Annotated in this window: 21 protein-coding genes and 5 pseudogenes; 19 read left to right on the forward strand and 7 right to left on the reverse strand. The window is 71.6% G+C overall.

The window, feature by feature from the left end:
• Positions 1-5 precede the first annotated feature (5 nt).
• From dapF to BJF85_RS07160, 4 genes are all read left to right on the forward strand, one after another.
• The gene (dapF, locus tag BJF85_RS07145; RefSeq protein ID WP_075846259.1) at positions 6-836 is read left to right on the forward strand and encodes a diaminopimelate epimerase; all 831 of its coding nucleotides are present in this window, start codon (positions 6-8) and stop codon (positions 834-836) included.
• A gap of 102 nt (positions 837-938) precedes the next feature.
• Entirely contained in the window at positions 939-2,417 is a 1,479-nt protein-coding gene (locus tag BJF85_RS07150; RefSeq protein ID WP_075846327.1) for a folylpolyglutamate synthase/dihydrofolate synthase family protein, read from the forward strand.
• Positions 2,414-2,884: a DUF4233 domain-containing protein gene (locus BJF85_RS07155; RefSeq protein WP_083666045.1), complete on the forward strand. Its 471-nt coding sequence runs from the start codon at positions 2,414-2,416 to the stop codon at positions 2,882-2,884. The genes BJF85_RS07150 and BJF85_RS07155 overlap by 4 nt, the downstream gene beginning before the upstream one ends.
• A gap of 87 nt (positions 2,885-2,971) precedes the next feature.
• On the forward strand, positions 2,972-4,558 hold the full coding sequence (locus BJF85_RS07160) for an alkaline phosphatase (RefSeq protein WP_083666047.1): 1,587 nt from the start codon (positions 2,972-2,974) through the stop codon (positions 4,556-4,558).
• 30 nt (positions 4,559-4,588) lie between these two features.
• On the opposite strand, the gene BJF85_RS07165 is transcribed toward BJF85_RS07160, so the two are convergent.
• Complete coding sequence (locus tag BJF85_RS07165; RefSeq protein WP_369822111.1) at positions 4,589-5,251, reverse strand: NAD(P)-dependent oxidoreductase; 663 nt, start codon at positions 5,249-5,251, stop codon at positions 4,589-4,591.
• A 44-nt stretch (positions 5,252-5,295) separates the two neighbouring features.
• A complete protein-coding gene (locus BJF85_RS31235) occupies positions 5,296-5,472 on the reverse strand; it encodes an NAD(P)-binding domain-containing protein (RefSeq protein ID WP_369822112.1) in 177 nt (58 codons plus the stop codon).
• A gap of 122 nt (positions 5,473-5,594) precedes the next feature.
• Here BJF85_RS31235 and BJF85_RS07170 point away from each other — a divergent pair, with 122 nt between their 5' ends.
• The 5 genes and pseudogenes from BJF85_RS07170 to BJF85_RS07190 all read left to right on the forward strand — a co-directional run bounded on the left by BJF85_RS07170 (position 5,595) and on the right by BJF85_RS07190 (position 9,293).
• Entirely contained in the window at positions 5,595-5,975 is a 381-nt protein-coding gene (locus tag BJF85_RS07170; protein WP_075846260.1) for a helix-turn-helix domain-containing protein, read from the forward strand.
• A 137-nt stretch (positions 5,976-6,112) separates the two neighbouring features.
• Positions 6,113-6,523: a nucleoside-diphosphate kinase gene (gene ndk, locus BJF85_RS07175; RefSeq protein WP_075846261.1), complete on the forward strand. Its 411-nt coding sequence runs from the start codon at positions 6,113-6,115 to the stop codon at positions 6,521-6,523.
• 144 nt (positions 6,524-6,667) lie between these two features.
• A complete protein-coding gene (locus BJF85_RS07180; protein ID WP_075846330.1) occupies positions 6,668-7,582 on the forward strand; it encodes an ABC transporter ATP-binding protein in 915 nt (304 codons plus the stop codon).
• Position 7,583: 1 nt separating this feature from the next.
• Positions 7,584-8,437, forward strand: a pseudogene (locus tag BJF85_RS07185) (ABC transporter permease).
• Between the two features lies 1 nt (position 8,438).
• Entirely contained in the window at positions 8,439-9,293 is an 855-nt protein-coding gene (locus BJF85_RS07190) for an ABC transporter permease (protein ID WP_075846262.1), read from the forward strand.
• On the opposite strand, the gene BJF85_RS07195 is transcribed toward BJF85_RS07190, so the two are convergent.
• Positions 9,251-9,853 (reverse strand): TetR/AcrR family transcriptional regulator C-terminal domain-containing protein, encoded by a 603-nt coding sequence (locus BJF85_RS07195; RefSeq protein ID WP_255375460.1) that lies wholly within the window; start codon positions 9,851-9,853, stop codon positions 9,251-9,253. The genes BJF85_RS07190 and BJF85_RS07195 overlap by 43 nt on opposite strands.
• A 97-nt stretch (positions 9,854-9,950) precedes the next feature.
• Between BJF85_RS07195 and bioB the strand changes: the two are divergent.
• Positions 9,951-11,032, forward strand: a pseudogene (gene bioB, locus BJF85_RS07200) (biotin synthase BioB).
• 26 nt (positions 11,033-11,058) lie between these two features.
• Here bioB and BJF85_RS29810 read toward each other — a convergent pair.
• Entirely contained in the window at positions 11,059-11,868 is an 810-nt protein-coding gene (locus BJF85_RS29810) for a S8 family serine peptidase (protein WP_255375461.1), read from the reverse strand.
• Positions 11,826-12,560: a hypothetical protein gene (locus BJF85_RS29815; protein WP_255375462.1), complete on the reverse strand. Its 735-nt coding sequence runs from the start codon at positions 12,558-12,560 to the stop codon at positions 11,826-11,828. Before BJF85_RS29815 ends, BJF85_RS29810 begins: the two co-directional genes overlap by 43 nt.
• Positions 12,561-13,164: 604 nt before the next feature.
• Between BJF85_RS29815 and BJF85_RS07210 the strand changes: the two are divergent.
• The 5 genes and pseudogenes from BJF85_RS07210 to proB all read left to right on the forward strand — a co-directional run bounded on the left by BJF85_RS07210 (position 13,165) and on the right by proB (position 20,127).
• Positions 13,165-16,578, forward strand: a pseudogene (locus BJF85_RS07210) (translation initiation factor IF-2 N-terminal domain-containing protein).
• 188 nt (positions 16,579-16,766) lie between these two features.
• Complete coding sequence (gene rplU, locus BJF85_RS07215) at positions 16,767-17,081, forward strand: 50S ribosomal protein L21 (protein WP_075846331.1); 315 nt, start codon at positions 16,767-16,769, stop codon at positions 17,079-17,081.
• Positions 17,082-17,116: 35 nt separating this feature from the next.
• Positions 17,117-17,374: a 50S ribosomal protein L27 gene (gene rpmA / locus BJF85_RS07220; protein ID WP_075846263.1), complete on the forward strand. Its 258-nt coding sequence runs from the start codon at positions 17,117-17,119 to the stop codon at positions 17,372-17,374.
• Positions 17,375-17,495: 121 nt separating this feature from the next.
• Positions 17,496-18,959, forward strand: coding sequence for a GTPase ObgE (gene obgE / locus BJF85_RS07225; protein ID WP_075846264.1), 1,464 nt, complete (start codon positions 17,496-17,498; stop codon positions 18,957-18,959).
• 55 nt (positions 18,960-19,014) lie between these two features.
• Entirely contained in the window at positions 19,015-20,127 is a 1,113-nt protein-coding gene (gene proB, locus BJF85_RS07230) for a glutamate 5-kinase (RefSeq protein ID WP_075846265.1), read from the forward strand.
• Positions 20,128-20,162: 35 nt separating this feature from the next.
• Here the strand turns inward: proB and BJF85_RS07235 are convergent, their stop codons facing one another.
• Positions 20,163-21,443 carry an MFS transporter gene (locus BJF85_RS07235; RefSeq protein ID WP_075846266.1) on the reverse strand — a complete coding sequence of 427 codons (1,281 nt, stop codon included), beginning with the start codon at positions 21,441-21,443 and terminating at the stop codon, positions 20,163-20,165.
• A 183-nt stretch (positions 21,444-21,626) separates the two neighbouring features.
• Positions 21,627-23,728 (reverse strand): annotated as a pseudogene (locus BJF85_RS07240) (RecQ family ATP-dependent DNA helicase).
• 340 nt (positions 23,729-24,068) lie between these two features.
• Between BJF85_RS07240 and nadD the strand changes: the two are divergent.
• From nadD to octT, 4 genes and pseudogenes are all read left to right on the forward strand, one after another.
• Positions 24,069-24,658, forward strand: a pseudogene (nadD, locus tag BJF85_RS07245) (nicotinate-nucleotide adenylyltransferase).
• Between the two features lie 61 nt (positions 24,659-24,719).
• The gene (rsfS, locus tag BJF85_RS07250; protein WP_075846332.1) at positions 24,720-25,121 is read left to right on the forward strand and encodes a ribosome silencing factor; all 402 of its coding nucleotides are present in this window, start codon (positions 24,720-24,722) and stop codon (positions 25,119-25,121) included.
• Entirely contained in the window at positions 25,118-25,729 is a 612-nt protein-coding gene (locus BJF85_RS07255) for a histidine phosphatase family protein (RefSeq protein WP_075846267.1), read from the forward strand. The genes rsfS and BJF85_RS07255 overlap by 4 nt, the downstream gene beginning before the upstream one ends.
• 6 nt (positions 25,730-25,735) lie before the next feature.
• Positions 25,736-26,539 carry a diglucosylglycerate octanoyltransferase gene (gene octT / locus BJF85_RS07260; protein ID WP_075846268.1) on the forward strand — a complete coding sequence of 268 codons (804 nt, stop codon included), beginning with the start codon at positions 25,736-25,738 and terminating at the stop codon, positions 26,537-26,539.
• The last annotated feature ends 1 nt before the right edge of the window (position 26,540 follow it).

A 26,540-nucleotide genomic window follows, 5' to 3' on the forward strand; every position in this document is an offset into this window, starting at 1 on the left:
AGGGCATGGGTGGAATCGAGTTCCTCAAGGGGCACGGCACGCAGAACGACTTCGTGCTGCTGCCCGACGCCGGCGGTGCGCTGGACCTGACGCCGGAGCGGGTCGCCGCGCTGTGCGACCGCCAGCGCGGCCTGGGTGCCGACGGTGTGCTGCGGGTCGTGCGGACGGCGGCCCTCGGTGAGGACGTCGACACCTCGGCCACGTGGTTCATGGACTACCGCAACGCCGACGGTTCCGTCTCGGAGATGTGCGGCAACGGGGTGCGCGTGTTCGCCCGCTACCTCGTCGAGGCCGGTCTGGAGGAGCGCGGCGAGTTCGTCGTCGGCACGCGGGCGGGCGACCGGCCGGTGCAGGTGCATCCCGACCTGTCGGTGACCGTCGAGATGGGCCCGGCGCGGATCACCGGCACGTCGGTGGCGATCGTGGGCGACCGGGAGTTGTCCGGGGTGGCCGTGAACGTCGGCAACCCGCATCTGGTGTCCACAATGGAGGACGACGTCGCCGATCTCGACCTGCGCGACGCCCCGCGGTTCGACCACCACGTCTTCCCGGACGGGGTGAACCTGGAGTTCATCAACGTCCTCGAGCCCGGCGCGCTGCGCATGCGTGTGCACGAACGCGGCGTGGGGGAGACCCGGGCCTGCGGCACCGGAACCGTGGCCGCGGTGGCCGCGTCCCTGCACCTGGCCGGCACCGACCACGGATCATCCACAGTGGACATCCCGGGTGGCAGGGTGACCGTCACCGTCGACCGCGAGGGCTCGACCCTCACCGGCCCGGCGGAGTTCGTCGCCCGCGGTGAGCTCGACGCGAGCTGGTGGGCCACGCTCGCCTGACCGGCGAGAGCTGCACCCGGCCCCGCGAGACGGCCTGACGAGTGCGCCGCGGGTCGCACGTAGACTCGAACGGCGAACGTAAGAGCTGCAGGGAGTGTGTGCGTGTCGGACGACGACCAGGAGTTTCCGCCCGAACTCACCGAGGGCGACAACTTCATCGCCGGTCCGCTGCCGGACGACCCGGAGCCGGTCAGCGAGGAGGAGGAAGCGGCCATCGCGGCCCAGTCGCGCCGCGAGCTGCAGGTCGTCGAGGCCGCCCTCAACGAGCGGTGGCCGGAGACGAAGCTCGAGCCCTCGCTGACGCGGATCTCGACGCTGGTGAACCTGCTGGGCGACCCGCACACGACCTACCCGGTGGTGCACGTCGCGGGCACGAACGGCAAGAGCTCGGTCTCGCGCATGATCGAGGCGCTGATGACGCAGATGAGCCTGCGCGTCGGCCGGTACACCAGTCCGCATCTGCAGCTGGTCACCGAGCGCATCAGCATCGACGGGCAGCCGATCTCACCCGAGCGCTACGTCGACACCTACCGCGACGTCGCGCCGTTCGTGCAGATGGTCGATCAGGCCGGCGGCCCGGACGCGCCGGCGATGAGCAAGTTCGAGGTGCTGACGGGCATGGCGTTCGCCGCGTTCGCCGACGCACCGGTCGAGGTCGCCGTGCTCGAGGCCGGCATGGGCGGGGCGTGGGACGCCACCAACGTCGCCCACGGCGAGGTCGCCGTGATCACGCCGATCGGCGTCGACCACGCCGAGTACCTGGGCGACGATCGGGCGAGCATCGCCGCGGAGAAGGCCGGCATCATCAAGCCCGGATCGGTCGTCGTGCTGGCCGAGCAGGAGCCGGACGCCGAACGCGTCCTGCTGGAGCGTGCCGTGGAGGTCGACGCGACCGTCGCGCGCGCGGGCAGCGAGTTCACGGTCCTGGAGCGCACCATCGCCGTCGGCGGGCAGCTGCTGAGGATCCAGGGCCTCGGCGGGGTGTACGAGGAGGTCTTCCTGCCCCTGCACGGCAAGCACCAGGCCGACAACGCGGCGTTGGCGCTGGCCGCGGTCGAGGCGTTCTTCGGTGCGGGCAAGGAACGGCAGCTGGTGCAGGACTCGGTCCGCGCGGCGTTTGCCGAGATCGTCACGCCCGGCCGGTTGGAACGCGTCCGGGCCGCACCCGCGGTCATGATCGACGCGGCACACAATCCGCACGGGGCGGCCGCGCTGGCCGCCACGATCGACGAGGAGTTCGCGTTCCGCAGGCTGGCCGCGGTCGTCGGCGTGCTGGGGGACAAGGACGCGCGCGGTATCCTCGAGGCACTCGAGCCCGTCGTGTCCGAGATCGTTGTGACGACCAACTCGTCGCCGCGTGCGCTGCCGGCCGAACAGCTCGCCGAGCTGGCCGTCGACGTGTTCGGCGAGGAGCGGGTCACCGTCGAGGCGCAGCTGGACACCGCCATCGAGATCGCCGTGAGCCTCGTCGAGCAGCCGGACGACCCCGAGGAACCCCTTGCGGGCGGCGGCGTGCTCGTCACCGGCTCGGTCGTCACCGCGGGTGATGCCCGCACCCTGTTCGGCAAGGAGCCCGCATGAGCGAAGACAAGACCGGCACCCCGGCGGCCGCCGAGACGGCCGAGGGCGCAGCGGCCGAGGGTGAAGGGGCCGAGTGGCCCGCGCCCGTCGACCCGATGAAGGGTTTCCGCGGGGTGCAGGCGGGCACGCTCGTCATCGAGGCGATCGTCGTCGCGCTGTCGCTCCCGGTCGTCGCGACGCTGGGCGCCGGCATCACGAGCTTCCAGGGCTGGACCGTGATGGGCGTGGTCGCCGCGCTGCTCGCGCTGTGCGCGTTCCTCACCAAGCCGTGGGCCACCGGCGTGATCCTCGGTCTGCACGCGGTGCTGTTGGCGTTCGTCATCGCCCTGCCGTCGATCGCGACGATCGGCCTGATCTTCCTCGGCGTGTGGCTGTGGCTGCTGTGGCTGCGCCGCGACGTCGAACGGCGCATGGCCCGCGGCACGCTGGCGAGCCAGCAGCCGCCGGAACAGGAAGCAACACAGTAGCTCGCGATCCGGAAAACGGGTGCCAGTTCACCGGCAGTACAGCCGGAATTGATCCTGGTGCAGTCACCGCGGGGTATTCATGTCCGCATGACTGATCTCCCTTCCCACCCGTTGAACGGCTCGGCGGCGAACCGGCCGGGCATGGACCGCCGCAGCGTGCTGCGCGCCGGTGTCGTCGGCACCGGCCTGATCGCCGCCACCGCCTTCGCGGCCGGCCGAGCCAGCGGTCTGGTCCGCGGCGACCGGCCCGTGCTGACCCATGGCGTGCAATCCGGCGACGTGGACCGGCACTCGGCCATGATCTGGACCCGCGCCGACCGTCCGGCCCGCATGAAGGTCGAGGTGTCGGCCGACCCGTCGTTCGCCGACAGCCGCATCGTGCCGGGCCCGCTGCTCACGCCGAAGACCGGCGGTACCGGCAAGGTGCGGGTGCGCGGCCTGCCGACGGGCGAGGACGTGCACTATCGCGTCATCGCCGAGGACCTCGACGGCCGGGCCACGTCCGAACCCGTCGTCGGCCGCCTGCGCACCGCGCCCACCGGACCCGCGGACGTGCGGCTGCTGTGGGCCGGTGACGTCGCGGGCCAGGGCTGGGGCATCAACCCCGACATCGGCGGCATGCCGGCCTTCTCCGCCATGGCCGCCCGCAGGCCCGACCTGTTCCTGCACAGCGGGGACGCGGTCTACGCCGACGACCCGATCGAGGAGACGGTGACCCTGCCCGACGGGCGCGTGTACCGCAGCCTCGTCACGGAGGCCAAGTCGAAGGTCGCCGAGACCGTCGACGAGTTCCGCGGCCAGTACGCCTACAACCTGATGGCCGAGAGCATGCGCGAGTTCAACGCGCTCGTGCCCAGCTACGTGCAGTGGGACGACCACGAGGTCGTCAACAACTGGTACCCGGGCGAGATCCTCGACCTGCCCGAGTACACCGAGAAGCGGGTCGACGTGCTGGCCGCGCGGGCGCTGCAGGCGTTCCACGAGTGGCACCCGATCGACCAGAAGCGCGCCGAGGACGGCCGCATCCACCGCAACTTCTCCTACGGCGACCACGTCGAGATCTTCGTGCTCGACATGCGCAGCTACAAGGACCGCAACGACGCCGACCAGCGCGGCGACGGCCACGTCCTGGGCGAGCGGCAGGCCGACTGGCTGCTGCGTTCGCTCAAGCAGAGCAAGGCCACGTGGAAGATCATCCAGGCCGACCTGCCGATCGGCCTGATCGTCCCGGACGGCGACGACGTGCCGGACCAGGAGGGCGTCGCCAACGGTCTGCCCGGCCAGCCCGGCGGCCGCGAGGTCGAACTGGCCCGGATCCTGTCGGGCATCGCCCGCATGGACATCCGCAACGTCGTCTGGCTGACCGCCGACGTGCACTACACCGCCGCGCACCACTACTCCCCGGACCGGGCCGCGTTCGGCGACTTCCTCCCGTTCTGGGAGTTCGTCTCCGGCCCGATCCACGCCGGCGCGTTCGGGCCCAACGACCTGGACCCCACGTTCGGGCCGGAGGTCGTGTTCAAGCACCACCCGGAGGAGGCCAACCTCTCGCCGATGGAGGGCTTCCAGCACTTCGGCGAGGTCAACGTCGACGCGGCGAGCGGCGCGCTGACCGTCGACCTGCGCGACGGCACCGGCGCCTCGCTGTGGTCGAAGACGCTCCAGCCGGAATGACGCACGGCTGAGGCGAGAACTGGTCTCGCCTCATCGCGGGGTGCGGATCCCGTCGATGATGCGGGACCAGTTCTCCGTGCCGTGGCCGTCGGCGAGTGCGCGGTGATAGTGCCCCTGGACGGCGTGCGGCAGCGTGAGGTCGATGCCGGCGTCCTCGCTCGCGGCGACGATGTGGTCGGTGGTGGCGCCCATCATCGCGGCGGTGCTGAGATGCCCCGGATGCTCACCGGCGTCGATCTCCGCGCCGAGGTCGCCCCCGGCCGAGAGCATCGCCGGAATGCCGGTGACGGTCGGCCAGACCTCCGGCAGGAACTCGCGGGCGCTCACCCCGGCCGAGCCCACCAGCGCGGTGGCGTGCATCAGGGCCGACAGCGTCGTGAGGAAGACGTCCAGATGCGCCTGGTACATCAGCTGCGCGAGCCCGGGATCCGCACCGAGATACCGGGGCTCGGCGATCAGGGCCAGGACCTCGCGCGCCTTGTCGAAGTCGGCGCGGGGGCCGCTGTAGTAGGCGAAGGCCGCCTCGGTGCCCAGCATGGGCGCCGGCACCATGAGCCCGCCGACCAGCAGGCGGGCGCCGTGGCCGGCGGCCCACTCGGCAGCCTCGCGGGTGCGCGCGGGGGAGTCGGAACTGACGTTGATGAGGGTGCGCCCGGACAGCTCGGCCTCGGAGCCGTCGAGGATCTCGTCCATGGCGCGGTAGTCGGTGAGGCTGAGCAGGACCAGCTCGCCGGCGGTCAGCGCCTCGCCGGGGGTGGCCGCGAGACGGGCGCCTCGGCGACGACGCCCTCGGCGCGGCTCGGTGTGCGGTTCCAGACCACCACCTCGTGCCCGGCCTTCAGGAGGCACCGGGTCATGGTCTGCCCCATGGGCCCCAGGCCGATCACGCTGATGGGTGCCGGGTCGCTCGTCATGGCGGGTTCCTTCGTTGAGGTTGTCGCTGTCCTCGTTCATGCTTGGCCAGTACGGAAAAATCAGGAAGTACGCACTAATTGCTGCGGTACTTACTTTCTGGTAAGTGCCTCGAGGGAGCGGCATGCCGAACACACCGAGATGCGGGCCGTACATCTGCGGGATCGACGCCGCGATGGACGTCGTCAGCGTCAAGTGGAAGGGCCTGATCCTCTGGGAGCTGGAGGAGCACGGCGTCCGGCGCTTCGCGCAGCTGCGGCGCGGCCTGGTCGGGGTGAGCGAGAAGATGCTCACCCAGCACCTGCGGGAGATGGAGCAGGACGGCCTCATCCACCGCGAGGTCTACCCCGAGGTGCCGCCGCGTGTGGAGTACTCCCTGACCGAGCACGGCCGGACGCTGAACCAGGCTCTCGCCCCGCTCGGGGACTGGGGACGCGAGCGGATCCGCCGCGAGGAGTCCGAACTCGTCGAACACCCCGAGGCCGAGTCGATGCCCCGGCCGTGAACCCGCCGCACCCCTGACCGACGGGGCCTCCCTGCGAAAACTCGACGGGACGGCCCCCGATACGCTGTGCCCGTCCGCCGGCGCGGGGCACAGTCCGCCGGCACCTCAGACATCGTTTCGAGAAGGAGTACTACCCCGTGACTGAGCGCACGCTGGTTCTGGTCAAGCCCGATGGCGTCAAGCGGGGCCTGGTCGGTGAGGTCATCTCGCGCATCGAGCGCAAGGGACTGTCGCTCGCCGCGATGGACCTGCGCACCGTCGAGCGTTCCGTGGCCGAGGAGCACTACGCCGAGCACAAGGACAAGCCGTTCTTCGGCGAGCTGCTCGAGTTCATCACCTCCGGCCAGGTCGTGGCCATGGCCGTCGAGGGGCCGCGGGCCATCACCGCGTTCCGTCAGCTCGCGGGCGGCACCGACCCCGTCGAGAAGGCGACGCCCGGCACGATCCGCGGCGACTTCGCCCTCGAGACCCAGTTCAACCTGGTGCACGGTTCGGACTCCCCGGAGTCGGCCGAGCGCGAGCTGAAGCTGTGGTTCCCCAACAGCTGAGCGATTTCGAGCGGTAGCCACGGCGGCCGTCCTCCCACTCGGAGGGCGGCCGCCGTTCGTGTGCGAGGGGCGTATTTCCGTCGTTTCGTGTCGGGGGTTCGTGGCAAGGTTCTGCGGGTGAGCGGTGAACACACGGACCTGGCGATGGTCGAGGCGAAGGCGCTGGTGAAGCGCTTCGGCGAGTTCGAGGCCGTGCGCGGTGTCGATGTCCAGGTGCGGCGCGGGGAGGCGTTCGGGTTCCTGGGGCCGAACGGCGCGGGCAAGTCGTCGACGATGCGGATGATCGCCTCGACGTCGCCGCGCTCCGACGGGCACCTGTCGGTGCTGGGGATGGACCCGGACGTCGAGGGTCCGCGGATCCGCGCCCGGCTGGGGTCGGTGCCCCAGCAGGACAACCTCGACACCGAACTGACCGTGCGGCAGAACCTGCACATCTACGGCCGCTACTTCGGATTGTCGCGGGCGCAGGTCCGCAGCAAGGCGACCGAGCTGCTCGAGTTCGCCCAGCTGACCGAGAAGGCCGACGCGCTGGTCGACACGTTGTCCGGCGGCATGAAACGGCGGCTGACGATCGCCCGGTCGCTGGTCAACGACCCGGACCTGCTGCTGCTCGACGAACCGACCACCGGCCTCGACCCGCAGGCGCGGCACATGCTGTGGGACCGGCTGTTCCGGCTCAAGGCCGAGGGCGTCACGCTGATCATCACGAGCCACTACATGGACGAGGTGGAACAGCTCTGCGACCGGCTGGTCGTCATGGACGACGGCCGCATCGTCGCCGAGGGCTCGCCCGCCGAGCTGATCTCCCGGTTCTCCACCCGCGAGGTGCTCGAACTGCGGTTCCCGCCGGGGGAGCAGGCCGGCGTGGTGGATGCGGTCGCCGAGTTCGGCGAACGCATCGAGGATCTGCCCGACCGCGTGCTCGTCTACACCTCCGACGGCGAACGCGCGCTCGAGGGCGTGCACGGCCGGGGGCTGCGGCCCGTGTCGAGCCTGGTGCGACGCAGCACCCTCGAGGACGTCTTCCTGCGTCTGACCGGCCGGACGTTGGTGGACTGACATGGCCTCCACCTCGACGCCGACCTCCGGCCCGTCGCCCGCAGCGTCGGCCGAGCCGTCGCGCGCGAGCGGGCGGGTGCTCGGTTCCTGGCACGCGGCCTGGCTGCGGGTCGAAGCGCACTGGACGTGGTACCGCCGCTACTGGCGCTCCAGCCTGTACTCCTCGGGCCTGCATCCGGTGCTGTTCCTGGCCGCGATGGGCCTGGGATTCGGTTCGCAGGTCGAGGCGGGCCCGGCGACCGGTGGACTGGCCTACGTGCACTACGTCGCGCCCGCGCTGCTCGTCGCGGGCGCGCGCAGAACGCGGTCGGCGAGTCCAGTTATCCCGTGCTGTCGGGGTTCAAATGGCAGAAGGACTACTTCGCCGTGACCGCGACGCCGGTGACCGCCGGACAGCTGCTGGGCGGGCAGATCATCTGGCTCACGTTGCGGGTGGGTATCGCCTGCGTGGTCTACGTCCTCGTCGCGACACTGTTCGGTGCATGGCTGAATCTCGGCGCGCTGCTGGTGATCCCCGTGGGCATCCTGGCGGCGCTTGCGTGCGGGGTGCCGATCATGGCCGTCGCGGCGACCACCTACAACGAGGGCGAACGGTTCGCCTCGATCTTCCGGTTCGTGGTCATGCCGATGATCCTGTTCTCCGGCACGTTCTTCCCGATCGAGCAGCTGCCCGGCGTGGTGCGCTGGCTGGCGTGGATCTCGCCGGTGTGGCACGGCAACGAACTCGCCCGCGGCGTGACCCTCGGCGGGCTCGACGTGCTGCCCGCGCTCGGCCACCTCGCGTTCCTGGGTGCGGTGCTGTGCCTCAGCGCCGTCGCCGCGCGGCGGTACTTCTACCGACGGCTGGTGGTCTGAAATGACGACCGACATCGGCACCGACACCGCCACCGCCGCCACTACGCCGAGCCGCCGCGGGCTGCTGTTGCGGATGCTGCCCGCGTCCGTCTACACCGGACGCGCGCGGATGCTGCTCGAACGGTCGGCGCTGGTGTACTCGCGCGCCTGGCTGGTGTTCGTCTCCGGCGTGGTCGAACCCGTGCTGTTCCTGTTGGCGTTCCAGGTGGGGTTCGGCCGACTCGTCGGCGACGTCGTCGGCCCCGGCGGCGAACCGATGAGCTACGTCGCCTTCGTCGCGCCCGCGCTGCTGGCGGCCTCGGCGATGAACGGCGCCGTGTTCGACTCGACGTTCAACGTGTTCTTCAAGTTCCGCTACAACAAGACCTACGACGCGATGCTCGCGACGCCGTTGGGTCCGCTCGACATCGCACTCGGCGAGATCAGCTGGGCCGTGCTGCGCGGCGGGTTGTACGCGGTGGCATTCCTCGGCGTCATGGCCGGATTCGGACTGGTCACCTCGCCGTGGGCGCTGCTGCTCGTCCCGGTCGCGTTGTTGGTGTCGTTCGCGTTCGCGGCCGTCGGCATGGTGTGCGCGACGTTCCTGAAGTCGCCGGCCCAGTTCGAGTTCGTGCAGCTGGCCGTGATGCCGATGTTCCTGCTGTCGACCACGTTCTACCCGCTGGCCGTCTACCCCGAGCCGCTGCAATACCTCGTGCAGTGCCTGCCGCTGTACCACGGCATCGAACTGGCGCGTGGGCTGTCGATCGGGGTGCTCGACGTCAGCATGATCGGCCACACCGCCTACCTGCTCGCGCTCGCCGCGGTCGGGGCCTACTTCACGGCCAAGCGCCTCGCGCGCCTGCTGATCACGTGATCAGTCGCGGCTCGCCGCGTGCGCCCGGAGCCCGGACAGGATGAGCTCGACCGACTCGTGCAGGCCCGAACGGCCGGCGGGCGGTGCGTCGATGCGCCCGCGCTCGCCGCCTGCAGCGCGGTCTGCTCCTCGACCGTGTGGCCGAACACGAGATGCAGCAGTCCGCGTGCTCCGACGTCGACGAGGTCGGCGGGCAGATCGGCCTCGGCGAGCGCGGCGCGCAGCCGGTGTCCGGGGTCGCCGGCGCCGAGGCCGAACGTGTGCGCGGTGACGACGACCTCGGCGCCGTCGCGGTAGGCGAGCATCGCCTCGCGCAGCTCGGTGCAGAGCTCGACGACCCGGGCGTCCCAGCGTTGCGCGCGTTGCGGCCGGCGGCCTCGTTCGAGGATCTCGTCGGCGACGGCGGCCAGCAGGGTCTGTTTGTCGGCGACGTGGTGGTACAGCGCGCTGGGGCGCACGTCGAGTTCGGCGGCCAGCCGGCGCATGGTCAGCGATTCCAGCCCGTACTCGTCGAGCACGCTGATCGCGCGTGCGACGACGTCGGCCCTGCGGTGACGCACGCGATCCCTCCCGGGCGAGCGGTGGCGTTGACCCGGACTGTCTATCACCCTAACCTGAACGCCGTTCAACTGAACGGTGTTCAGGTTGGAGGGATCGATGACCGACTTCCAGGGACTCGTCGACGCGGTGCTGGCCGGCACGCCGGCCGGCGACGACGACGCACGCGCCGTGCTGCTCGCCGACGACGAGCGCCTGCTGGAGGTGGTCGCCGCCGTGGGCAGGCTGCGGCGCCGGCACTTCGGCAACACCGTCAAGGTCAACTACCTCGTCAACCTCAAATCGGGCCTGTGCCCCGAGGACTGCGGGTACTGCTCGCAGGCGCTCGGCTCGGACGCGCCGATCCTCAAGTACTCGTGGCTCTCGACCGAGGAGACGCTCGCGCAGGCGGCCGCCGGGCTCGGCGCGGGCGCGAGCCGGGTGTGCCTCGTGGCCTCGGGGCGCGGTCCGTCCGACCGGGACGTCGAGCGTGTGGCCGACGCGGTCGGTGAGCTGCGGGCCCGGCACCCGGACGTCGAGGTGTGCGCCTGTCTCGGACTGCTGCGGGAGGGCCAGGCGCAGCGCCTGGCCGAGGCGGGGGTAGACGCCTACAACCACAACATCAACACCGCCGAGAGTCACCACGACGCCATCGTCGGCACGCACACCTACGCCGACCGCGTCGACACGGTGCGCAAGGCGGCCGGCGCCGGCCTGTCCCCGTGCTCCGGGCTCATCGCCGGCCTCGGCGAGACCGACGAGCAGCTCGTCGAAGCGCTGTTCGCGTTGCGGGAACTCGGCTCCGAGTCGATCCCGGTGAACTTCCTGATGCCCTTCGACGGCACGCCGATGGCGGGCACCTGGGAACTCACGCCCACGCGGTGCGTGCGGATCCTCGCCGCGGCGCGGCTGGTATGCCCGGACCGGGAGATCCGCATCGCGGGCGGCCGGGAGATGCACCTGCGGTCGCTGCAGCCGATCGCGCTGCATCTGGCCAACTCGATCTTCCTCGGCGACTACCTCACGTCCGAGGGCCAGGAGGTGAAGGCCGACCTGGAGATGATCGCCGACAACGGCTTCGTGGTCCTCGGCGCGGACCGGCAGCGGGCCCGGGCGACCACGCCTCCGGCGACCCAGGGCACTGCCGGCGATCTCGCGATCCGGCGCCGCGCGCGGGCACCGAGCAGCTGCCGAACGCCTGACGAGCGCCCGGCCGGTCCTCGTCGGCTCAGTTGTCGGTGCTGAGCAGGACCGACAACTGGTGGACGGTCCGTGCGGCCTTGGCGTCGACCATGCCGGCGCCGTGGAAGGCGTCGTCGCCGCGGGGGCCGCTGCACTCGCCGTCCTCACGCGCCGCGGACGGGCAGTCGAGCGGCCGTGCCTGCCGGCCCAGCAGCTGCCGGATCTCGTCGGGGGAGCGGTCGGTGGCCAGCAGTGCCGCGGCGCCGGAGACGTGCGGGGCCGCCATCGACGTGCCGCACAGCCGGTCGTAGCCGCCCGGAACGGTCGACACCACGCAGTCGCCCGCCGTACCGCCGGGCGCGGCCAGGTCGATCACGCCGCGGCCGTAGGAGCTGTAGTCGGCCTTCTCCGCGTGCCGGTCGACGGCCGAGACCGTGACCGTCTCCTGCAGCGCGGCCGGCACGGCCACGCACGCCCGCGCGAGGGCCTCGTCGGCGCCGGAGGTCCGGCCCGAGTGCTCGCTGCCCGGCAGCGGTGCCAGTTCGAGGCCGTCGTTGGTGGCGGCGGCGACGTTGAGCGTGCCCGCCTGATCGGCGAACTCGACCGCCCGCGCGACGGCCTCGTGCACGACCGCGCGCCCCGGTCCCGCCGTGCACGCCACGCCCGTCGGCGCGACCGTGAAGCTCGCATTGGTGACGTCCAGGCCGTGGCGGGCCGCCCACACGTAGCCGCAGACCGCGGCCTCCGGCGTGACATACCCGTCGGCGCCGACCACGCGCACGGAGGCGAGCCGGGTCCCCGGCGCCACGCCGGTCACGCCCGATCCGTCGTCGGCGGCGGCCACGATCCCGGCCACGTGCGTGCCGTGCGGTGACGGCTCGGATTCCGGCGACCGGTCCGCGTGCGGCGGTTCCGGCGACCAGGCGGCCGGACGCGGTCGGGGACGCCGGTCAGACAGCCGGCGGAGGCGGCCGGGTCGATCGCGCCGGCCAGGTCGGGATGCGCGGCGTCGATGCCGGAGTCGAGGACGCCGACCGTGACCTCGTCGAGGCCGTCCGGTTCGGCGGGCTTCAGGCGCGCGCCGGTGAGGTGCATGTCCCACTGCCCGTCGCCGAGGTCCGCGTGTTCGGTCGGGTGCGTGACGCTGGGTCCGGCGAGTGCGGATCCGGACGGTGCGGGCGTGGACGGCGCGGGCGTGGACGGCGCGGGGACGGACAGGGTCGAGCCGTAGGCACGTTCGTGGCGGGCGCGGTCGGCGCTGAACGCCCGATCGGTGCCCAGGGTCGCGTCGAACTCCGGATCGGCGGACGTGGCGACGGCGACGGCTATGTCGGGGTGGTAGCCGGCCAACTCGCCGCACGCGGAGCGGATCACACGTTCGGCCTGGTCGGCCGGGGTGCCCTCGTCGAACAGGACCACGTACCGCCACGCCCGGGAATCGGTGTGACAGGCCTCACCGTCTCGAGCGTGGGCCGGTGCGGTCATCGCGAGCTGACCGGCGAGCACGAGGACGGCGCAGGCAAGCAGTGCGTTCCCGCGGCCGAGCACTGGACCTCCGTGGATGTCGTCGCGATGAGGAGTGCCTGCAGGCGGCCTCCCGGCCAGTCCGCGACTGCCTCATGACGCACCGTAGCCACCGCGGTATGAGGGGACAACTCTCGCTCACCACGCGGGTGACCTGCCGGCTGCGGTGCTTGGAGGCCGCGCTCCGCGGTGCGGCAGGCGTGGTGTGGGATACTGAAGCAGGCCGTCGAGCCGTCGGCGCTGGGGTGACACCGGCGACCGGGCGGGCGATGGCCCGGTGACGTGCTGATTCGGAGATCCTCGTCGTCGCCGCGGGCACGCGCCATGTGCCTGGCGGCTGGGACGACGCAGGTCCTCGGAAGCAGTGTCGACGTCGACGGCTCGGGAGGCACCGAGATGTCGCGAGCACTGACGGCCGCGTCGCCGCGGGACCCCGCCACGTCGGGAAGGTCGGAAGATCCGGCGCCCACGTGGTACGAGTGACAAAGGATTCCCGCCTGTGGTGAGCCCACCACGGCGGTCAACAGGAACGGCCCCTGTGCGGCCGCGTCCTGCGTGCCGGTACCGGCAGCGAGGTGACCGATCTCGCCCGGACGGACGCAGGCGCGCCCGGGGGCGGAGGAGACATATGTCGAACGCGGAGACACCCGCCGAGAACACCGGCGGGACTGCCGCCACATCCATCACAAGCGCACTGGAGGAGCTGCCCAACCGGGTTCGCGTCCACGCATTGGCCAAACTTCTCGGCTCCAGCAGTCGAGAGGTGCTCGGCATGCTGTCCGAGCTCGGCGAAGCGGCGCGGAGTCCCCAGTCGAGCGTGACCAAGGACGTGGCGCGGAAGGTGGCCGAGACTGCCGGCGCCGTGCCCGGCGCAGACCAGGCCGAGGGCGGCGACACCGCCGAGGCCGGGTCCGAGACGAGCGCTGCCGAGCCTGTCGAGACGAGCGCTGCCGAGACAAGCGCTGCCGAGCCTGCGGCGGACACGCCGCAGGCGCCCGCGGCCGTGCTGTCCGCACCCGCCCAGCCCGATGAGCCGTCGCTGCCCGCGGCCGGGCCCGCCGTGCACACGCCCGTGTTCGCGGCGCCGTCCCCGGTGTTCCTGCCGCCGGACCCCGTCGAGGACGCCGCGGCGACCTCGGGGTCTGCCGCGGCCGGCTCGGCCACGGCGTCGTCGGCACCGGCCACCTCGACCGACACGGACGAGGACGGGGACACCGACGGGGACCAGGGCTCGTCCGACGGTGACGGCGACCAGTCGGGTGACGGTGGCCGTCGCCGGCGGCGGCGTGGCCGCCGCGGTCGTGGCCGCGGCAAGGGCGGCGACGACAACGGCGAGGCCGGCGAGGCCGGCGACGTCGACGGCGCCGAGGACGGCGACGACAACGCCGGGAGCGCGGACGCGGCCGAATCGGGCAAGAGCTCGAAGGACGGCAAGAGCGGCAAGGACAAACCCGGCAAGTCCGGCAAGGGCTCGAAGGACGCCAAGGAGTCCGGGGGCGAGGGCAAGGGCGGTGGCGCCGACGAGGGCGACGCCGACCGGTCCACGGACGACTCGGGCGCCGACGCCGACGGCGAGGGATCCGAATCCGGCAGCAAGCGTCGCCGCCGGCGTCGCCGCCGCAAGGGCGGTGGCGGCGACGACGCCGACACCCAGTCCCAGGACGACCCGCCCAACACGGTGGTGCACGTCCGCGACGGCAAGCAGAACGACAAGAGCGGCCACGGCGACGGCGTGCGCAGCGTGCGCGGCTCGACCCGCCTCGAGGCCAAGCGGCAGCGCCGCAGGGACGGCCGCGAGGCCGGTCGCCGGCGCGCCCCGATCCTGTCCGAGTCCGAGTTCCTCGCCCGTCGCGAGTCGGTCGAGCGCACCATGGTGGTGCGGGAACGCGGCGACGCGACCGAGATCGGCGTGCTCGAGGACGGCGTGCTCTGCGAACACTTCGTCACCGCCCAGGGCAGCGGCTCGATCGTCGGCAACGTGTACCTCGGCCGGGTGCAGAACGTGCTGCCGTCCATGGAGGCGGCGTTCATCGACATCGGCCGCGGCCGCAACGCGGTGCTGTACGCCGGCGAGGTCGACTGGGACGCGGCGGGCCTCGAAGGCAAGTCGCGCAAGATCGAGCAGGCGCTGACCAGCGGCGACCAGGTCCTGGTGCAGGTCACCAAGGACCCGCTCGGGCACAAGGGCGCGCGGCTGACCACGCAGATCTCGCTGCCCGGCCGCTTCCTGGTCTACGTGCCTCCGGCGGGGCCACCGGCATCTCGCGCAAGCTGCCCGAGAACGAACGGCGGCGGCTCAAGGACATCCTCAAGCGGATCGTGCCCGAGGACGCGGGCGTCATCATCCGCACCGCATCCGAGGGCGTCAGCGAGGAGGAGCTCGACCGCGACGTCCGCCGGCTGCAGGCGCAGTGGGAGATCATCAAGAGAAGTCCGAGGCATCGGCCTCCTCCGGCAAGAAGTCCGGCGCGCCGACGCTGCTGTACGAAGAGCCCGACCTGCTGGTCAAGGTCGTGCGCGATCTGTTCACCGAGACTTCGTCAAGCTCGAGGTCCAGGGCGACACCGCGTGGGAGACGATCAGCGCGTACGTCGAGCACGTCGCCCCCGACCTGATGGAGCGCGTCAAGCGCTACGTCGGCAACGGCGACATCTTCACCGACCACCGCATCGACGAGCAGATCACCAAGGCGCTCGACCGCAAGGTGTGGCTGCCCTCCGGCGGCTACCTGGTGATCGACCGCACCGAGGCGATGACCGTCATCGACGTCAACACCGGCAAGTTCACCGGCTCCGGCGGCAACCTCGAGGAAACGGTCACCCGCAACAACCTCGAGTCGGCCGAGGAGATCGTCCGTCAGCTCCGGCTGCGCGACATCGGCGGCATCATCGTCATCGACTTCATCGACATGGTCCTGGAGTCGAACCGCGACCTCGTACTGCGCAGGCTCACCGAATGCCTCGGCCGGGACCGCACCCGGCACCAGGTCGCCGAGGTCACCTCGCTCGGACTGGTGCAGATGACGCGCAAGCGCGTCGGTACCGGACTGCTCGAGGCGTACTCGTCGACCTGCGAGCACTGCAAGGGCCGCGGCATGTTCGTCTCGTCCGAGCCGGCCAAGAACGGCGGCCAGGGCCACCAGCACGGCGGCAACGGCAACGGCGGTAACGGCGGCGGTAACGGTAACGGCGGCGGTCGCAAGCGCGGCGGCCGCGGCAAGGGCAGCGACAAGGCCGGTGACTCCGGCGCCCAGGCCAAGAGCGTCGACCAGGGCCCGACGCCGGAACAGCGTGAGTCCGTCGTCTCGGCGGTCCAGGCGATGGCCAACGCCTCGAAGGTCGCCAAGGACGACGAGCCTGCCGAGGGCGAGACCTCGGCGGCCGGGGACGAGACGGCGCCGGCGCCCACCGACGCCGGCAGCCCCGACGCCGGTGTTTCCGATGCTGCCGACGCCGAGACGGCCGAGGAGCAGGAGACCACCGGTCGCGGTCGCCGGCGCCGTGGCCGGCGCAGCGCCCAGCGTGCCCAGTCGGCGCCCGCCGAGTCCGTGGAGCCCGCTGCAGCGGTCGACACCGCCGCGGCCCCGGCCGCGGCGGAGGTGGTGACCGATGCGGCACCGTCGGAGCCGGCTGAGCAGCCCGCAGCGGCCGACACGCCCGACACTCCTGCGGCCCCGGAGTCGGCAGCCACCACGGAGTCGGCGGCCACCACGGAGCCGGGGGGCGCGCAGGAGCAGGCAGGGGCGCAGGAGCCGACGCCGCGGCGTGGACGTCGCGCGGCCCGGCGTGCCGCGGGTAGGCCGACCGGCCCCGCCGAACCCGTCGACGGGGCCGAGGTCCAGCCGGTGCTGACGAGTACTCTGGGCACGCAGGCCACCGAGCCTGCACAGACCAACGGGACGTCCGATTCGGGCGGACCGGACACCACCGGCGCGGGTGCGGCGTCCGCCGCGGCCGTGTCGACGGTGCGGAGCAGGACCCGGCGTTCCCGCAGGGCGGCAGGCCGCCCCACGGGCCCGCCGGTGGACGAACACAGCAGCTGATCGTGACCCCGGTGCTCTGCTGGGCACCGGGATCCCGTAAGCTGGAGCGCGGCCTGCTGTTGGAGCGGGCCGCTCCACGCGAACCACGGATAGCTCAGGGCAGTCTGATCGCTCGAAGCAGTCGGACCACTCAGGGCAGTCCGCTCGCGTGAGCCCCCACCCACAGTCGAGCAATGCAGGAGACTTCCGTGTCGGCGTATGCAGTCGTCCAGACTGGCGGCAAGCAGTACAAGGTCGCCGTTGGTGACGTCGTCGAGGTCGAGAAGCTCGAGGGCGAGCCGGGCACCGAGCACACCTTCCCCGCCGTGCTTCACGTAGACGGCGGCAAGGTCACGTCGGACGCCGACGCGCTGGCGAAGGTCTCGGTCACCGGCAAGGTCGTCGAGCAGACCAAGGGTCCGAAGATCCGGATCCACAAGTTCAAGAACAAGACCGGTTACCACAAGCGGCAGGGTCACCGTCAGAAGCTGACCCGCATCGAGGTCACCGGAATCAGCAAGTAAGGCTTTCGCCTTTTTCCAGAGGAGACTGAGCTCAGATGTCAACCAAGAAGGGCGCTTCCAACTCCAAGAACGGTCGGGATTCCAACCCGCAGTACCTGGGTGTGAAGCGGTTCGGTGGCCAGGTCGTGAAGGCCGGTGAGATCTTGATCCGGCAGCGCGGCACCAAGTTCCACCCGGGTGACAACGTCGGCCGCGGCGGTGACGACACGCTGTTCGCCCTGGCCCCTGGCTCGGTCGAGTTCGGCGAGAAGCGTGGCCGCAAGATGGTCAACGTGGTTCCGGGCGAGGGCTGACGGCCCGTCCAGCACCACCAGTAACTCCGACGAGGGGCGGGGCCGGAACATATCCGGTCCCGCCCCTCGTTTGTCGTAGTACGCGGTTGTCCGCGTACATCGTCGTACAGGAAGGCACACCATGACAACCCGATTCGTCGACCGGGCGGTGATCCACCTCGCCGCGGGCTCGGGCGGCAACGGATGTGCCTCCGTGCACCGCGAGAAGTTCAAGCCGCTCGGCGGGCCCGACGGCGGAAACGGCGGCCAGGGCGGGGACGTCCGGCTCGTCGTCGACCCGGGTGTGCACACGCTTCTCGACTTCCACTTCCGTCCCCACGCCCGGGCCGGCAACGGCAAGCAGGGGCAGGGCGGGCACCGCAACGGCGCCGCCGGCGAGGTCCTCGAGCTGCACGTGCCCGAGGGCACCGTCGTGCTCACCGAGGACGGCGAGGTGTTGGCCGACCTCATCGGCGCCGGCACCACGTTCGTCGCCGCGAAGGGCGGCCGCGGGGGCCTCGGCAATGCCGCGCTCGCCTCGCGCGCCCGCAAGGCACCCGGCTTCGCCCTGCTCGGCGAAGAGGGGGAGGAGCGCGACCTCGTCCTCGAACTGCGGTCGATGGCCGACGTCGGCCTCCTCGGCTTCCCGTCCGCCGGCAAGTCGTCGCTGATCTCGGTGCTGTCCGCGGCCAAGCCGAAGATCGCCGACTACCCGTTCACCACCCTCGTGCCGAACCTCGGAGTCGTCACCGCGGGCGAGACCGTGTTCACCATGGCCGACGTGCCGGGGCTGATTCCCGGCGCGAGCGACGGCAAGGGCCTCGGCCTCGATTTCCTCCGCCACATCGAACGGTGCTCCGTGCTCGTGCACGTCATCGACTGCGCCACCTACGAGGCGAACCGCGATCCGCTGTCCGACCTGGACGCACTCGAGGACGAGCTCGCGCGCTACACGCCGGCGCTCGGCGACTCGATGGAGGACCGGCCGCGGGTCGTCGTGCTCAACAAGGTCGACATCCCGGATGCCGCCGAGCTCGCCGAGTTCGTCCGGCCGGAGCTCGAGGCGCGTGGCATGCGCGTGTTCGAGATTTCGACCGTCTCCCGTGCGGGCCTGCGGGAGCTGAGCTTCGCCCTCGGCGACATCGTCGAGCAGACGCGTGCGCAGCGGCCCGCGTCCGAGCCGACGCAGATCGTGCTCGCGCCGCCCGCGGTCGACGACAGCGGGTTCTCCATCGAGCCCGATCCCGCCGACGAGGGCGCCTTCATCGTGCGCGGTGTCCGGCCCGAACGGTGGGTGCGGCAGACCGACTTCAGCAACGACGAGGCCGTCGGCTATCTCGGCGACCGGCTCAACCGCCTCGGCGTCGAGGAGGAGCTCGCACGCATGGGCGCCGAACCGGGTTGCTCGGTCAGCATCGGCAACTACACGTTCGACTGGCAACCGTCGACGCCGGGAGCGATCACGCATCTGGCGGGCCGCGGCAGCGACCCCCGCCTGGAGCAGACCGACCGCGTGAACGCCTCCGACCGGAAGCAGGCCCGCCGGGAACGGCGCGCCGAGCGCTGGGCCGAGATCGACGCGGCCGAGGAGAAGGGCAAACGGTGAGGACGAGGGTGACCGGGCGGGCGGAGTCGACCGTGGGCGCGGTGGTGAGTCGTCGGTGAGCGACGTGCGCGAGGCGATCGCGGCGGCGAAACGTGTCGTGGTCAAGGTCGGATCGTCGTCGCTCACGACGGCGGGTGACGGGCTCGACGCCGCCCGGCTCGACGCCCTCGTCGACGCCGTCGCCGATCGGGTCGGACGGGGCAGCCAGGTGGTGCTGGTCTCGTCGGGCGCCATCGGCGCGGGGCTCGCCCCGCTGTCTCTGGGTGGGCGTCCGCGCGACCTCGCGACGCAGCAGGCGGCGGCCAGTGTCGGTCAGCTCGCGCTCGCCCACGCCTACGCCGCCTCGTTCGCCCGCTACGACCTCACGGTGGGGCAGGTGCTGCTGACGTCCAACGACGTCGTGCGCCGTGCGCACTATCGGAATGCCGAGCGGACCCTGGGCCGCCTGCTGACCCTCGACGCGGTGCCGGTGGTGAACGAGAACGACACGGTCGCCACCGAGGAGATCCGCTTCGGCGACAACGACCGGCTCGCCGCGCTCGTGGCGCATCTGGTCCGGGCCGACGGCCTGATCCTGCTGTCCGATGTGGACGCCTTGTACGACGGTGATCCCCGTGCCGGTGGGACGCGGAAGATCTCCGAGGTGGCCGACGAGTCCGATCTGGACGGTCTGAAGGTCGGGATGTCGAGCTCCGGTCTCGGTACCGGGGGGATGATGTCGAAGGTCGCCGCGGCGCGGACCGCCGCCTCGGCCGGGATCCCCGCCCTCATCGCCGCGGCCGCCCAGGCTGTCGACGCGCTCGGCGCCGCCGATGCCGGCACGGCGTTCCGGCCCGCGGGCAAACGCCTGTCGGCTCGCCGGTTCTGGCTCGGCTACGCCGCCGGCACGCACGGCAGGCTCTACCTCGACGACGGTGCCGTGAACGCGGTCGTGCGGCGGCGCCGGTCGCTGCTGGCCGCCGGAATCGTCGGCGTGGACGGCGATTTCGACGCCGGCGACGTGGTCGACCTCGTCGACCCCGCGCAGCGGGTCGTGGCCAGGGGCGTCGTGAACTACGACGTGGCCGAGCTGCCCGACATGATCGGCCGCTCGACACACGAGCTTCCCGACGAACACCGCCGGGAGGTCGTTCACGCCGACGACCTCGTGCCGCTCGGCCGCCGCTGACGGTGCGGTTGACGGGTGCCGCGCCGCCGGACGGTTCAGCGCAGTTCGGAGCCGCGCGTCTCCGGCAGGCGCAGGATCACCAGGAACGCCACGGCCGCGGCGGCGGCGACGTACCAGAAGAACGCCACGGCCATGCCCGCGTCGGACAGTGCGGTGATCACCAGCGGCGCCGTGCCGCCGAAGACCGCGACCGTGAGGTTGTACCAGGCGCCGATGCCGAGCGCGCGTACCGACGTGGGGAACAGTTCGCTCATGATCGCCGGCGCGATCGAGGTCATCGCGGTGTAGAGCGTCAGTCCGACGCCGAACACGACGAGCAGTCCCCAGAATCCGGGCCGCACGAGGCTCGACAGCGGCACGATCAGAATCGCCGTCGCCGCCGACCAGGCGAGCAGTTGGGGGCGGCGGCCGTAGCGGTCGGCCAGGGCGCCCATCGGGTACTGCAGGAGCACGAACAGTGCCGTCGCGAGGGACAGCGCGAGGAACACGTCCACGTCGTCGGCGCCGCGCGTGTTGACCGCGAACGGGGTGAGCGCGCTGAAGAACGTGTAGTAGCACAGCGTCGAGAGCATCGTGAAGCCGACGAGGTAGCCCACGGCCTTCGGATGCCGGCTCAAGGTCGTCAGCAGGGGCCTGCGCACCCGGCGTGCGGTCGACTTGTTGTCCTCGAACTGCTCGGTCTCGGCCAGGTTGGTACGCAGCCACAGCGCCACGATGCCGAGCACGCCGCCCAGGATGAACGGCAGTCGCCAGCCCCAGTCGTACAGCGCCTCGTCGCTCATCACGCGCGCGAGCGTGAAGCCGAGCAGCGAGGCCAGCAGCACGGCCGTGCCGGTCGAGATGTAGAAGAACGACGAGTAGCGGCCGCGGCGGTCCGCCGGTGCGATCTCGCCGAGATAGGCCGAGGCGTTGGACACCTCCCCGCCGAGTGACATGCCCTGCGCGATGCGGGCCAGCAACAGCATGATGGGCGCGAGCCAGCCGACCTGGTCGAAGGTCGGCAGGACGCCGATGACGATCGATCCGCCCGCCATCAGCACGATCGTGAAGATCATGGCCGGCCTGCGGCCGCGGACGTCGGCGAACCGTCCGATCAGGAGTCCGCCGAGCGGGCGGAAGAAGAACGCCAGCGCGTAGGTCGCGAACGTGTTGATCGTGGCGAGCTCTCCGGGAAAGAACGCACTCGCGAAGTAGATGCTGAACGTGGCGTAGATCGTCCAGTCGAACCATTCGAGCGCGTTGCCCGCGCTGGCGGCGACGAGGCGCCGCACCGGCAGCCTGTGTGGTCTGGACACGTGGGTATCCGGCTCGGCCATGTCGCTCCTCCACATCGGTGTGGCATCGCACAGGTGCCCGGCGCGGGCGCAGGGCATCGGCACTGTGCCACAGCGCGAAGAAACGCGGAAGTGCTGACATGGCGGGAAAATCCGTTCTGTCCTGAGTGTCCGAAAGTGCGATCACCGGCCGTCGGTCAGGGACGCCGGTCGCGGGTTTCGGGGTCAGCTCGTGGACGCGAGCGCGAACGGCAGCACGGCGTCGGCGCCGGCGCGGCGGAGGAGTCGCCCGGCGACGGTCATCGTCCATCCGGTGTCGACGAGGTCGTCGACCAACAACACGGGACCGTCGAGCTCGCCCACGCCCTCCTGGACGTCGGCGGGCACGTGAATGCGCTGCCACAGGTCGGCCAGTCGGACGGCGCTGTTGGCGCGCCGTGGTGGCGGCCCGTCGGCGTCGAGCGTGCCGATCAAGCGCAGCCTGCCGGTCGAGGCCAGCCTGCTCGCGAGGTCGGCCACGAGCCGCCCGCGGCGTCCCGAGCCCATGGCGACCACGCCGACGGGCCGGGTCTGCCAGTCCCACGACGCCAGTACGTCGATGCAAGCTTTGAACAGGTCGTCGGGCACCGGTCCGTCGGGCGCCTCGGGGCCCAGCAGGTCGCGCAGTCGTCCGCCCCAGGCGAGATCGGTCAGCCTGCCGACGACCCGGCCCGGTGCGGATTGCTCGTCGGCCGCGATCCGGCCGGACAGGGGTACCTCCAGCGCGGCCAGTCCGGTCGGCCACTGCTTGCGGGGTGCGAGCTCGACCCCGGGCCGGGCCAGCGCCTCCGCGGTCTCGGTGGCGACGTCGCCGGAGACCTCGGCCGACCAGCGGGTGTCGGTGCAGTTGTCGCACCGGCCGCACGGGGCGGCCTCCGGATCGTCCAACTGCGTGCGCAGGAACTCCATCCGGCAGGACCGGGTCGCGGCGTAGTCGAGCATCGCCCGCTGTTCGGCCTCCCGGGCGGTGCGGACGCGCTCGTACCGCTCGGCGTCGTAACTCCACGCCTGTCCCGTGCCGACCCAGCCGCCCTTGACGCGTCGCACGGGCCGTCGACGTCGAGGACCTTGAGCACCATCTCCAGCCGGGAGCGGGACAGTTCGACCCGCGGTTCGAGTGCGGCTGTCGACAGTGGACGGTCGGCCACCGCGAGCGCGTCGAGCACCTGCGCGACGCGTTTCTCGTCGGGGAAGGCGAGCGATCCGAAGTAGTCCCAGATCGCCCGGTCCTCCGGACCGGGCAGCAGTACGACCTCGGCCCGCTCGACGCCGCGGCCCGCGCGGCCGACCTGTTGGTAGTAGGCGATCGGCGAGGACGGCGCTCCCAGGTGGACGACGAAGCCGAGGTCGGGCTTGTCGAAACCCATTCCCAGCGCCGACGTGGCGATGACGGCCTTGACGCGATCGGCGAGCAGGTCGTCCTCGATGCTCTGCCGTTCGGTGGGGTCGGTCTTACCGGTGTAGGCCGCGACCGCGTGGCCGCGGCGGGCCAGCAGCGCCGCGGCGTCGTGGGCGGCGGCGACGGTGAGCGTGTAGACGATGCCGGATCCGGGCAGCTCGCCCAGGTGTTGCGCGAGCCAGGCGAGCCGGGCCGTCTCGGTGGGCTGGTCGACGACCGAGAGGCGGAGACTCGCGCGATCAAGCGGTCCTCGCAGCACCAGCGTGCCGGACTGGCGACCGATGCCGAGCTGCTCGGCCACGTCGGTGGCGACCCGGTCGTTGGCCGTCGCGGTGGTGGCGAGCACCGGAACGCCGTCGGGCAGCTCGGCGAGCAGGGTGCGCAGGCGCCGGTAGTCGGGGCGGAAATCGTGGCCCCAGTCCGAGATGCAGTGCGCCTCGTCGACCACCAGCAGTCCGGCGCTCGCGGCGAGCTTCGGCAGCACCGCGTCCCGGAAGTCCGGGTTGTTCAGCCGTTCGGGGCTCACCAGCAGCACGTCGACGTCGCCGGCGTCGACGCCGGTCTGCACCTCGTCCCACTCCTGTTGGTTGGCCGAGTTCATGGTCGCGGCGCGGATGCCGGCGCGGGAGGCGGCCGCGATCTGGTTGCGCATCAGCGCCAGCAACGGCGAGATGATCACGGTCGGCCCCGCGCCGCGTTCCCGCAGCAATGCCGTGGCCAGGAAGTACACGGCCGATTTGCCCCAGCCTGTGCGCTGCACGACGAGTGCGCGCCGCTTCTCGGCGACGAGGGCCTCGATGGCGGTCCACTGGTCGTCGCGCAGGCTCGCGTGCTCGCCCGCCAGGGCCCGCAGGAGTGTGCTCGCTCGGTCACGAAGTTCGGTGCTCACGGGTCCAGCTCTACACGCCCGGACCGACAGGACGCGCGCCGCGCCCGAAATCGGTGACGCGAACGGACCGTTCGCGCCGGAATGTGTCCCAGGTCACCATGCGATCGCGTCATGGGGCGCGTCCGGGGAGGTCTCCTCCGCGCCGGACCGGGGAGCCGGCGGCGCGCGGCGCGTCCCCCAGATCGCCGCGCGCACCCCCGCGCCGTGCGGTTCGACCCCGCAGGGAGGCCGAACCGCACGGCGCGGATCTGGGGTCGACCGGGCGTCGATCGGGGACTCGCGGCACGTCGTGCGAGGTCGGATAAGGTAGGCAGTCATGTCGCCGCGTCGCATTGGGGTGATGGGGGGCACCTTCGACCCCGTGCACCACGGCCACCTCGTCGCAGCCAGTGAGGTCCAGGCCAGGTTCGAACTCGACGAGGTCGTGTTCGTCCCCACCGGCCAGCCCTGGCAGAAGACCGATCGGGTCGTGACCCCGGCCGAGGACCGCTATCTGATGACGGTCATCGCCACCGCGTCCAACCCGGTTTTCTCCGTCAGCAGGGTCGACATCGACCGCGGCGGGCAGACCTACACGGTCGACACGCTGCGGGACCTGCGCCAGGCGTACCCCGACGACGACCTGTTCTTCATCACCGGCGCGACGCGCTCCAGCAGATCCTCACCTGGCGTGCGGCCGACGAGGTCTTCGCCAACGCGCACTTCATCGGCGTCACGCGGCCCGGCTACAGGCTCGACGACGACCATCTGCCGCCCGGCAAGGCCACGCTCGTCGAGGTCACGGCCATGGCGATCTCGTCGACCGCCCTGCGGGAGCGGGTCGGGGCGGGGGAGCCCGTCTGGTATCTCGTGCCCGACGGCGTCGTGCGCTACATCCACAAGCGCGGCCTCTATCGCCCGGATCACGTCCAACGGGGCGGAGCGGACTGACGTGTCGGGCCCTGCGGGTACCCTGCATCCCGCGTACGAACCGATCCCGGAGGGCACCACCGTGGCAGCGACGGCCGAAGCACGAGACCTCGCGAACGTGGCCGCGCACGCGGCCGCGGACAAGAAGGCGACCGACATCGTCGTGCTCGACGTCTCGGACCAGTTGGTCATCACCGACGCGTTCGTCATCGCCTCCGCGGCCAACGAGCGCCAGGTCGGCGCGATCGTCGACAACGTCGAGGAACAGCTGCGCAGGGCCGGGCACAAGCCCGTGCGCCGCGAGGGGACCCGAGAGGGCCGCTGGGTGCTGCTCGACTTCGTCGACGTCGTCGTCCATGTGCAGCACGACGACGAGCGCTCCTTCTACGGCCTCGAGCGGCTGTGGAAGGACTGCCCGCGGATCGAGATCGACGGACTCGAGGCCGCGGTGGCCCGCGCCGCCGAGGACACGGACGACTCGTGAGCGTCGAGCGCCTCGTTCTGTGGCGGCACGGCGAGACCACCTACAACGCCGCCGGCCGCATGCAGGGACATCTCGACTCGGCCCTGACCGAGGTCGGATGGAACCAGGCGCGGTTCGCCGCGCCCGCGCTCTCGCGGTTCGAACCGGAGCTGGTGATCGCCTCCGACCTGCGTCGGGCCACCGACACGGCCACCGTGCTCACCGAGGCCATCGGCGTGCCGCTGCGCCTCGACAAGCGCTTGCGCGAGACGCACCTCGGCGAGTGGCAGGGTTTGACCGGCGCCGAGGTCGACGCGCAGGCGCCGGGGGAGCGGGAACGGTGGCGCCTCGACGCGACGTGGGCACCGCCGGGCGGGGAGAACCGCATCGACGTGGCCGAGCGTGCCGCCGACGTCGTGGGCGACCTGCTGCGCGACGAGCACGACTACGGCACGGTGTTGCTGGCCGCCCACGGCGGGCTGATCGTGGCGCTGACCGCCTATCTCGTCGACCTGCCGGTCGCCGTGTGGCCGTCGCTCGGCGGCATCGGCAACTGCCACTGGGTCGACCTGCGCTACCGCGACGATCGCTGGCGGCTGCACGCCTACAACGCCGGCATCACCGGCTGAGCGCGCATGGCCGGATCGCCGTCGACGTCACCGCCGCGGTCGACTCCACCGTCACCGTCGCCGCGGATCCTGGTCCTCGGTGATTCGCTGAGCTTCCACGGCCCCGACAGCGGCCATCCCTCCGACGAACCCCGGCTGTGGCCGAACGTGTGCGCCCACGAGCTCGGCGGGGAAGCGGTGCTGTTCGCCGGGTTCGGCTGGACGGCACGCGACGCCTGGTGGGCGTTGATCGGCGATCCCCGGCTGTGGGCCGAACTGCACCGGGCCGATGTCGTCGTCCTGGCCGTGGGCAGCATGGACACGCTGCCGTCGCCGTTGCCGACCTATCTGCGTACGGGGTTGCGGTACCTGCGCCCCGACCGGCTGCGCCGGCTCGCCCGCGGCGGGTACCGGGTGGCGCAGCCGGTGCTGGCGAAGCTGACCCGCGGCCGCCCGGCCGTGCTGCCGGCCCGCCTCACCGAGCGGTACCTCGACACGTCCGTCGGGGCGTTGCGGGTGCTGCGCGACGACCTGCCGATCGTCGGCTGGCTGCCGTCGGTGCACCGTTCGGCAGCCTACGGCGGGGTCCACACCGAACGCGCGGCGACGCACGGCCGGCTGGTCGCGTGGGCCGAACGGACCGACGTGCCGATGGTGGACATCGGCGCGGTGGTCGGCGAGCACGTGCTCGGCGGGCACGGCAACCCGGACGGTATGCACTGGGGCTGGGACGGTCACGCCGCGGTCGGTCGGGCGATGGCCGCGCGGATCGCACCGTTGGTGGCGAGCGCGAACTCCGCGGGTTCCGAAATGGGGCCTTTGGGCCCGTAAG

Origin of the sequence: Saccharomonospora sp. CUA-673, assembly GCF_001942305.1 — a bacterium.
Taxonomy (GTDB): Bacteria; Actinomycetota; Actinomycetes; order Mycobacteriales; family Pseudonocardiaceae; genus Prauserella.

Coding starts and splice junctions, on each gene's coding strand:
- BJF85_RS07155 (WP_083666045.1), top strand. CDS start 2,414: ATGAGCGAAGACAAGACCGGCACCCCGGCGGCCGCCGAGACGGCCGAG.
- BJF85_RS07160 (WP_083666047.1), top strand. CDS start 2,972: ATGACTGATCTCCCTTCCCACCCGTTGAACGGCTCGGCGGCGAACCGG.
- octT (WP_075846268.1), top strand. CDS start 25,736: ATGGCCGGATCGCCGTCGACGTCACCGCCGCGGTCGACTCCACCGTCA.
- BJF85_RS31235 (WP_369822112.1), bottom strand. CDS start 5,472: ATGACGAGCGACCCGGCACCCATCAGCGTGATCGGCCTGGGGCCCATG.
- rpmA (WP_075846263.1), top strand. CDS start 17,117: ATGTCAACCAAGAAGGGCGCTTCCAACTCCAAGAACGGTCGGGATTCC.
- BJF85_RS07190 (WP_075846262.1), top strand. CDS start 8,439: ATGACGACCGACATCGGCACCGACACCGCCACCGCCGCCACTACGCCG.
- BJF85_RS07170 (WP_075846260.1), top strand. CDS start 5,595: ATGCCGAACACACCGAGATGCGGGCCGTACATCTGCGGGATCGACGCC.
- BJF85_RS07165 (WP_369822111.1), bottom strand. CDS start 5,251: ATGGACGAGATCCTCGACGGCTCCGAGGCCGAGCTGTCCGGGCGCACC.
- BJF85_RS07235 (WP_075846266.1), bottom strand. CDS start 21,443: ATGGCCGAGCCGGATACCCACGTGTCCAGACCACACAGGCTGCCGGTG.
- dapF (WP_075846259.1), top strand. CDS start 6: ATGGGTGGAATCGAGTTCCTCAAGGGGCACGGCACGCAGAACGACTTC.
- obgE (WP_075846264.1), top strand. CDS start 17,496: ATGACAACCCGATTCGTCGACCGGGCGGTGATCCACCTCGCCGCGGGC.
- BJF85_RS07180 (WP_075846330.1), top strand. CDS start 6,668: ATGGTCGAGGCGAAGGCGCTGGTGAAGCGCTTCGGCGAGTTCGAGGCC.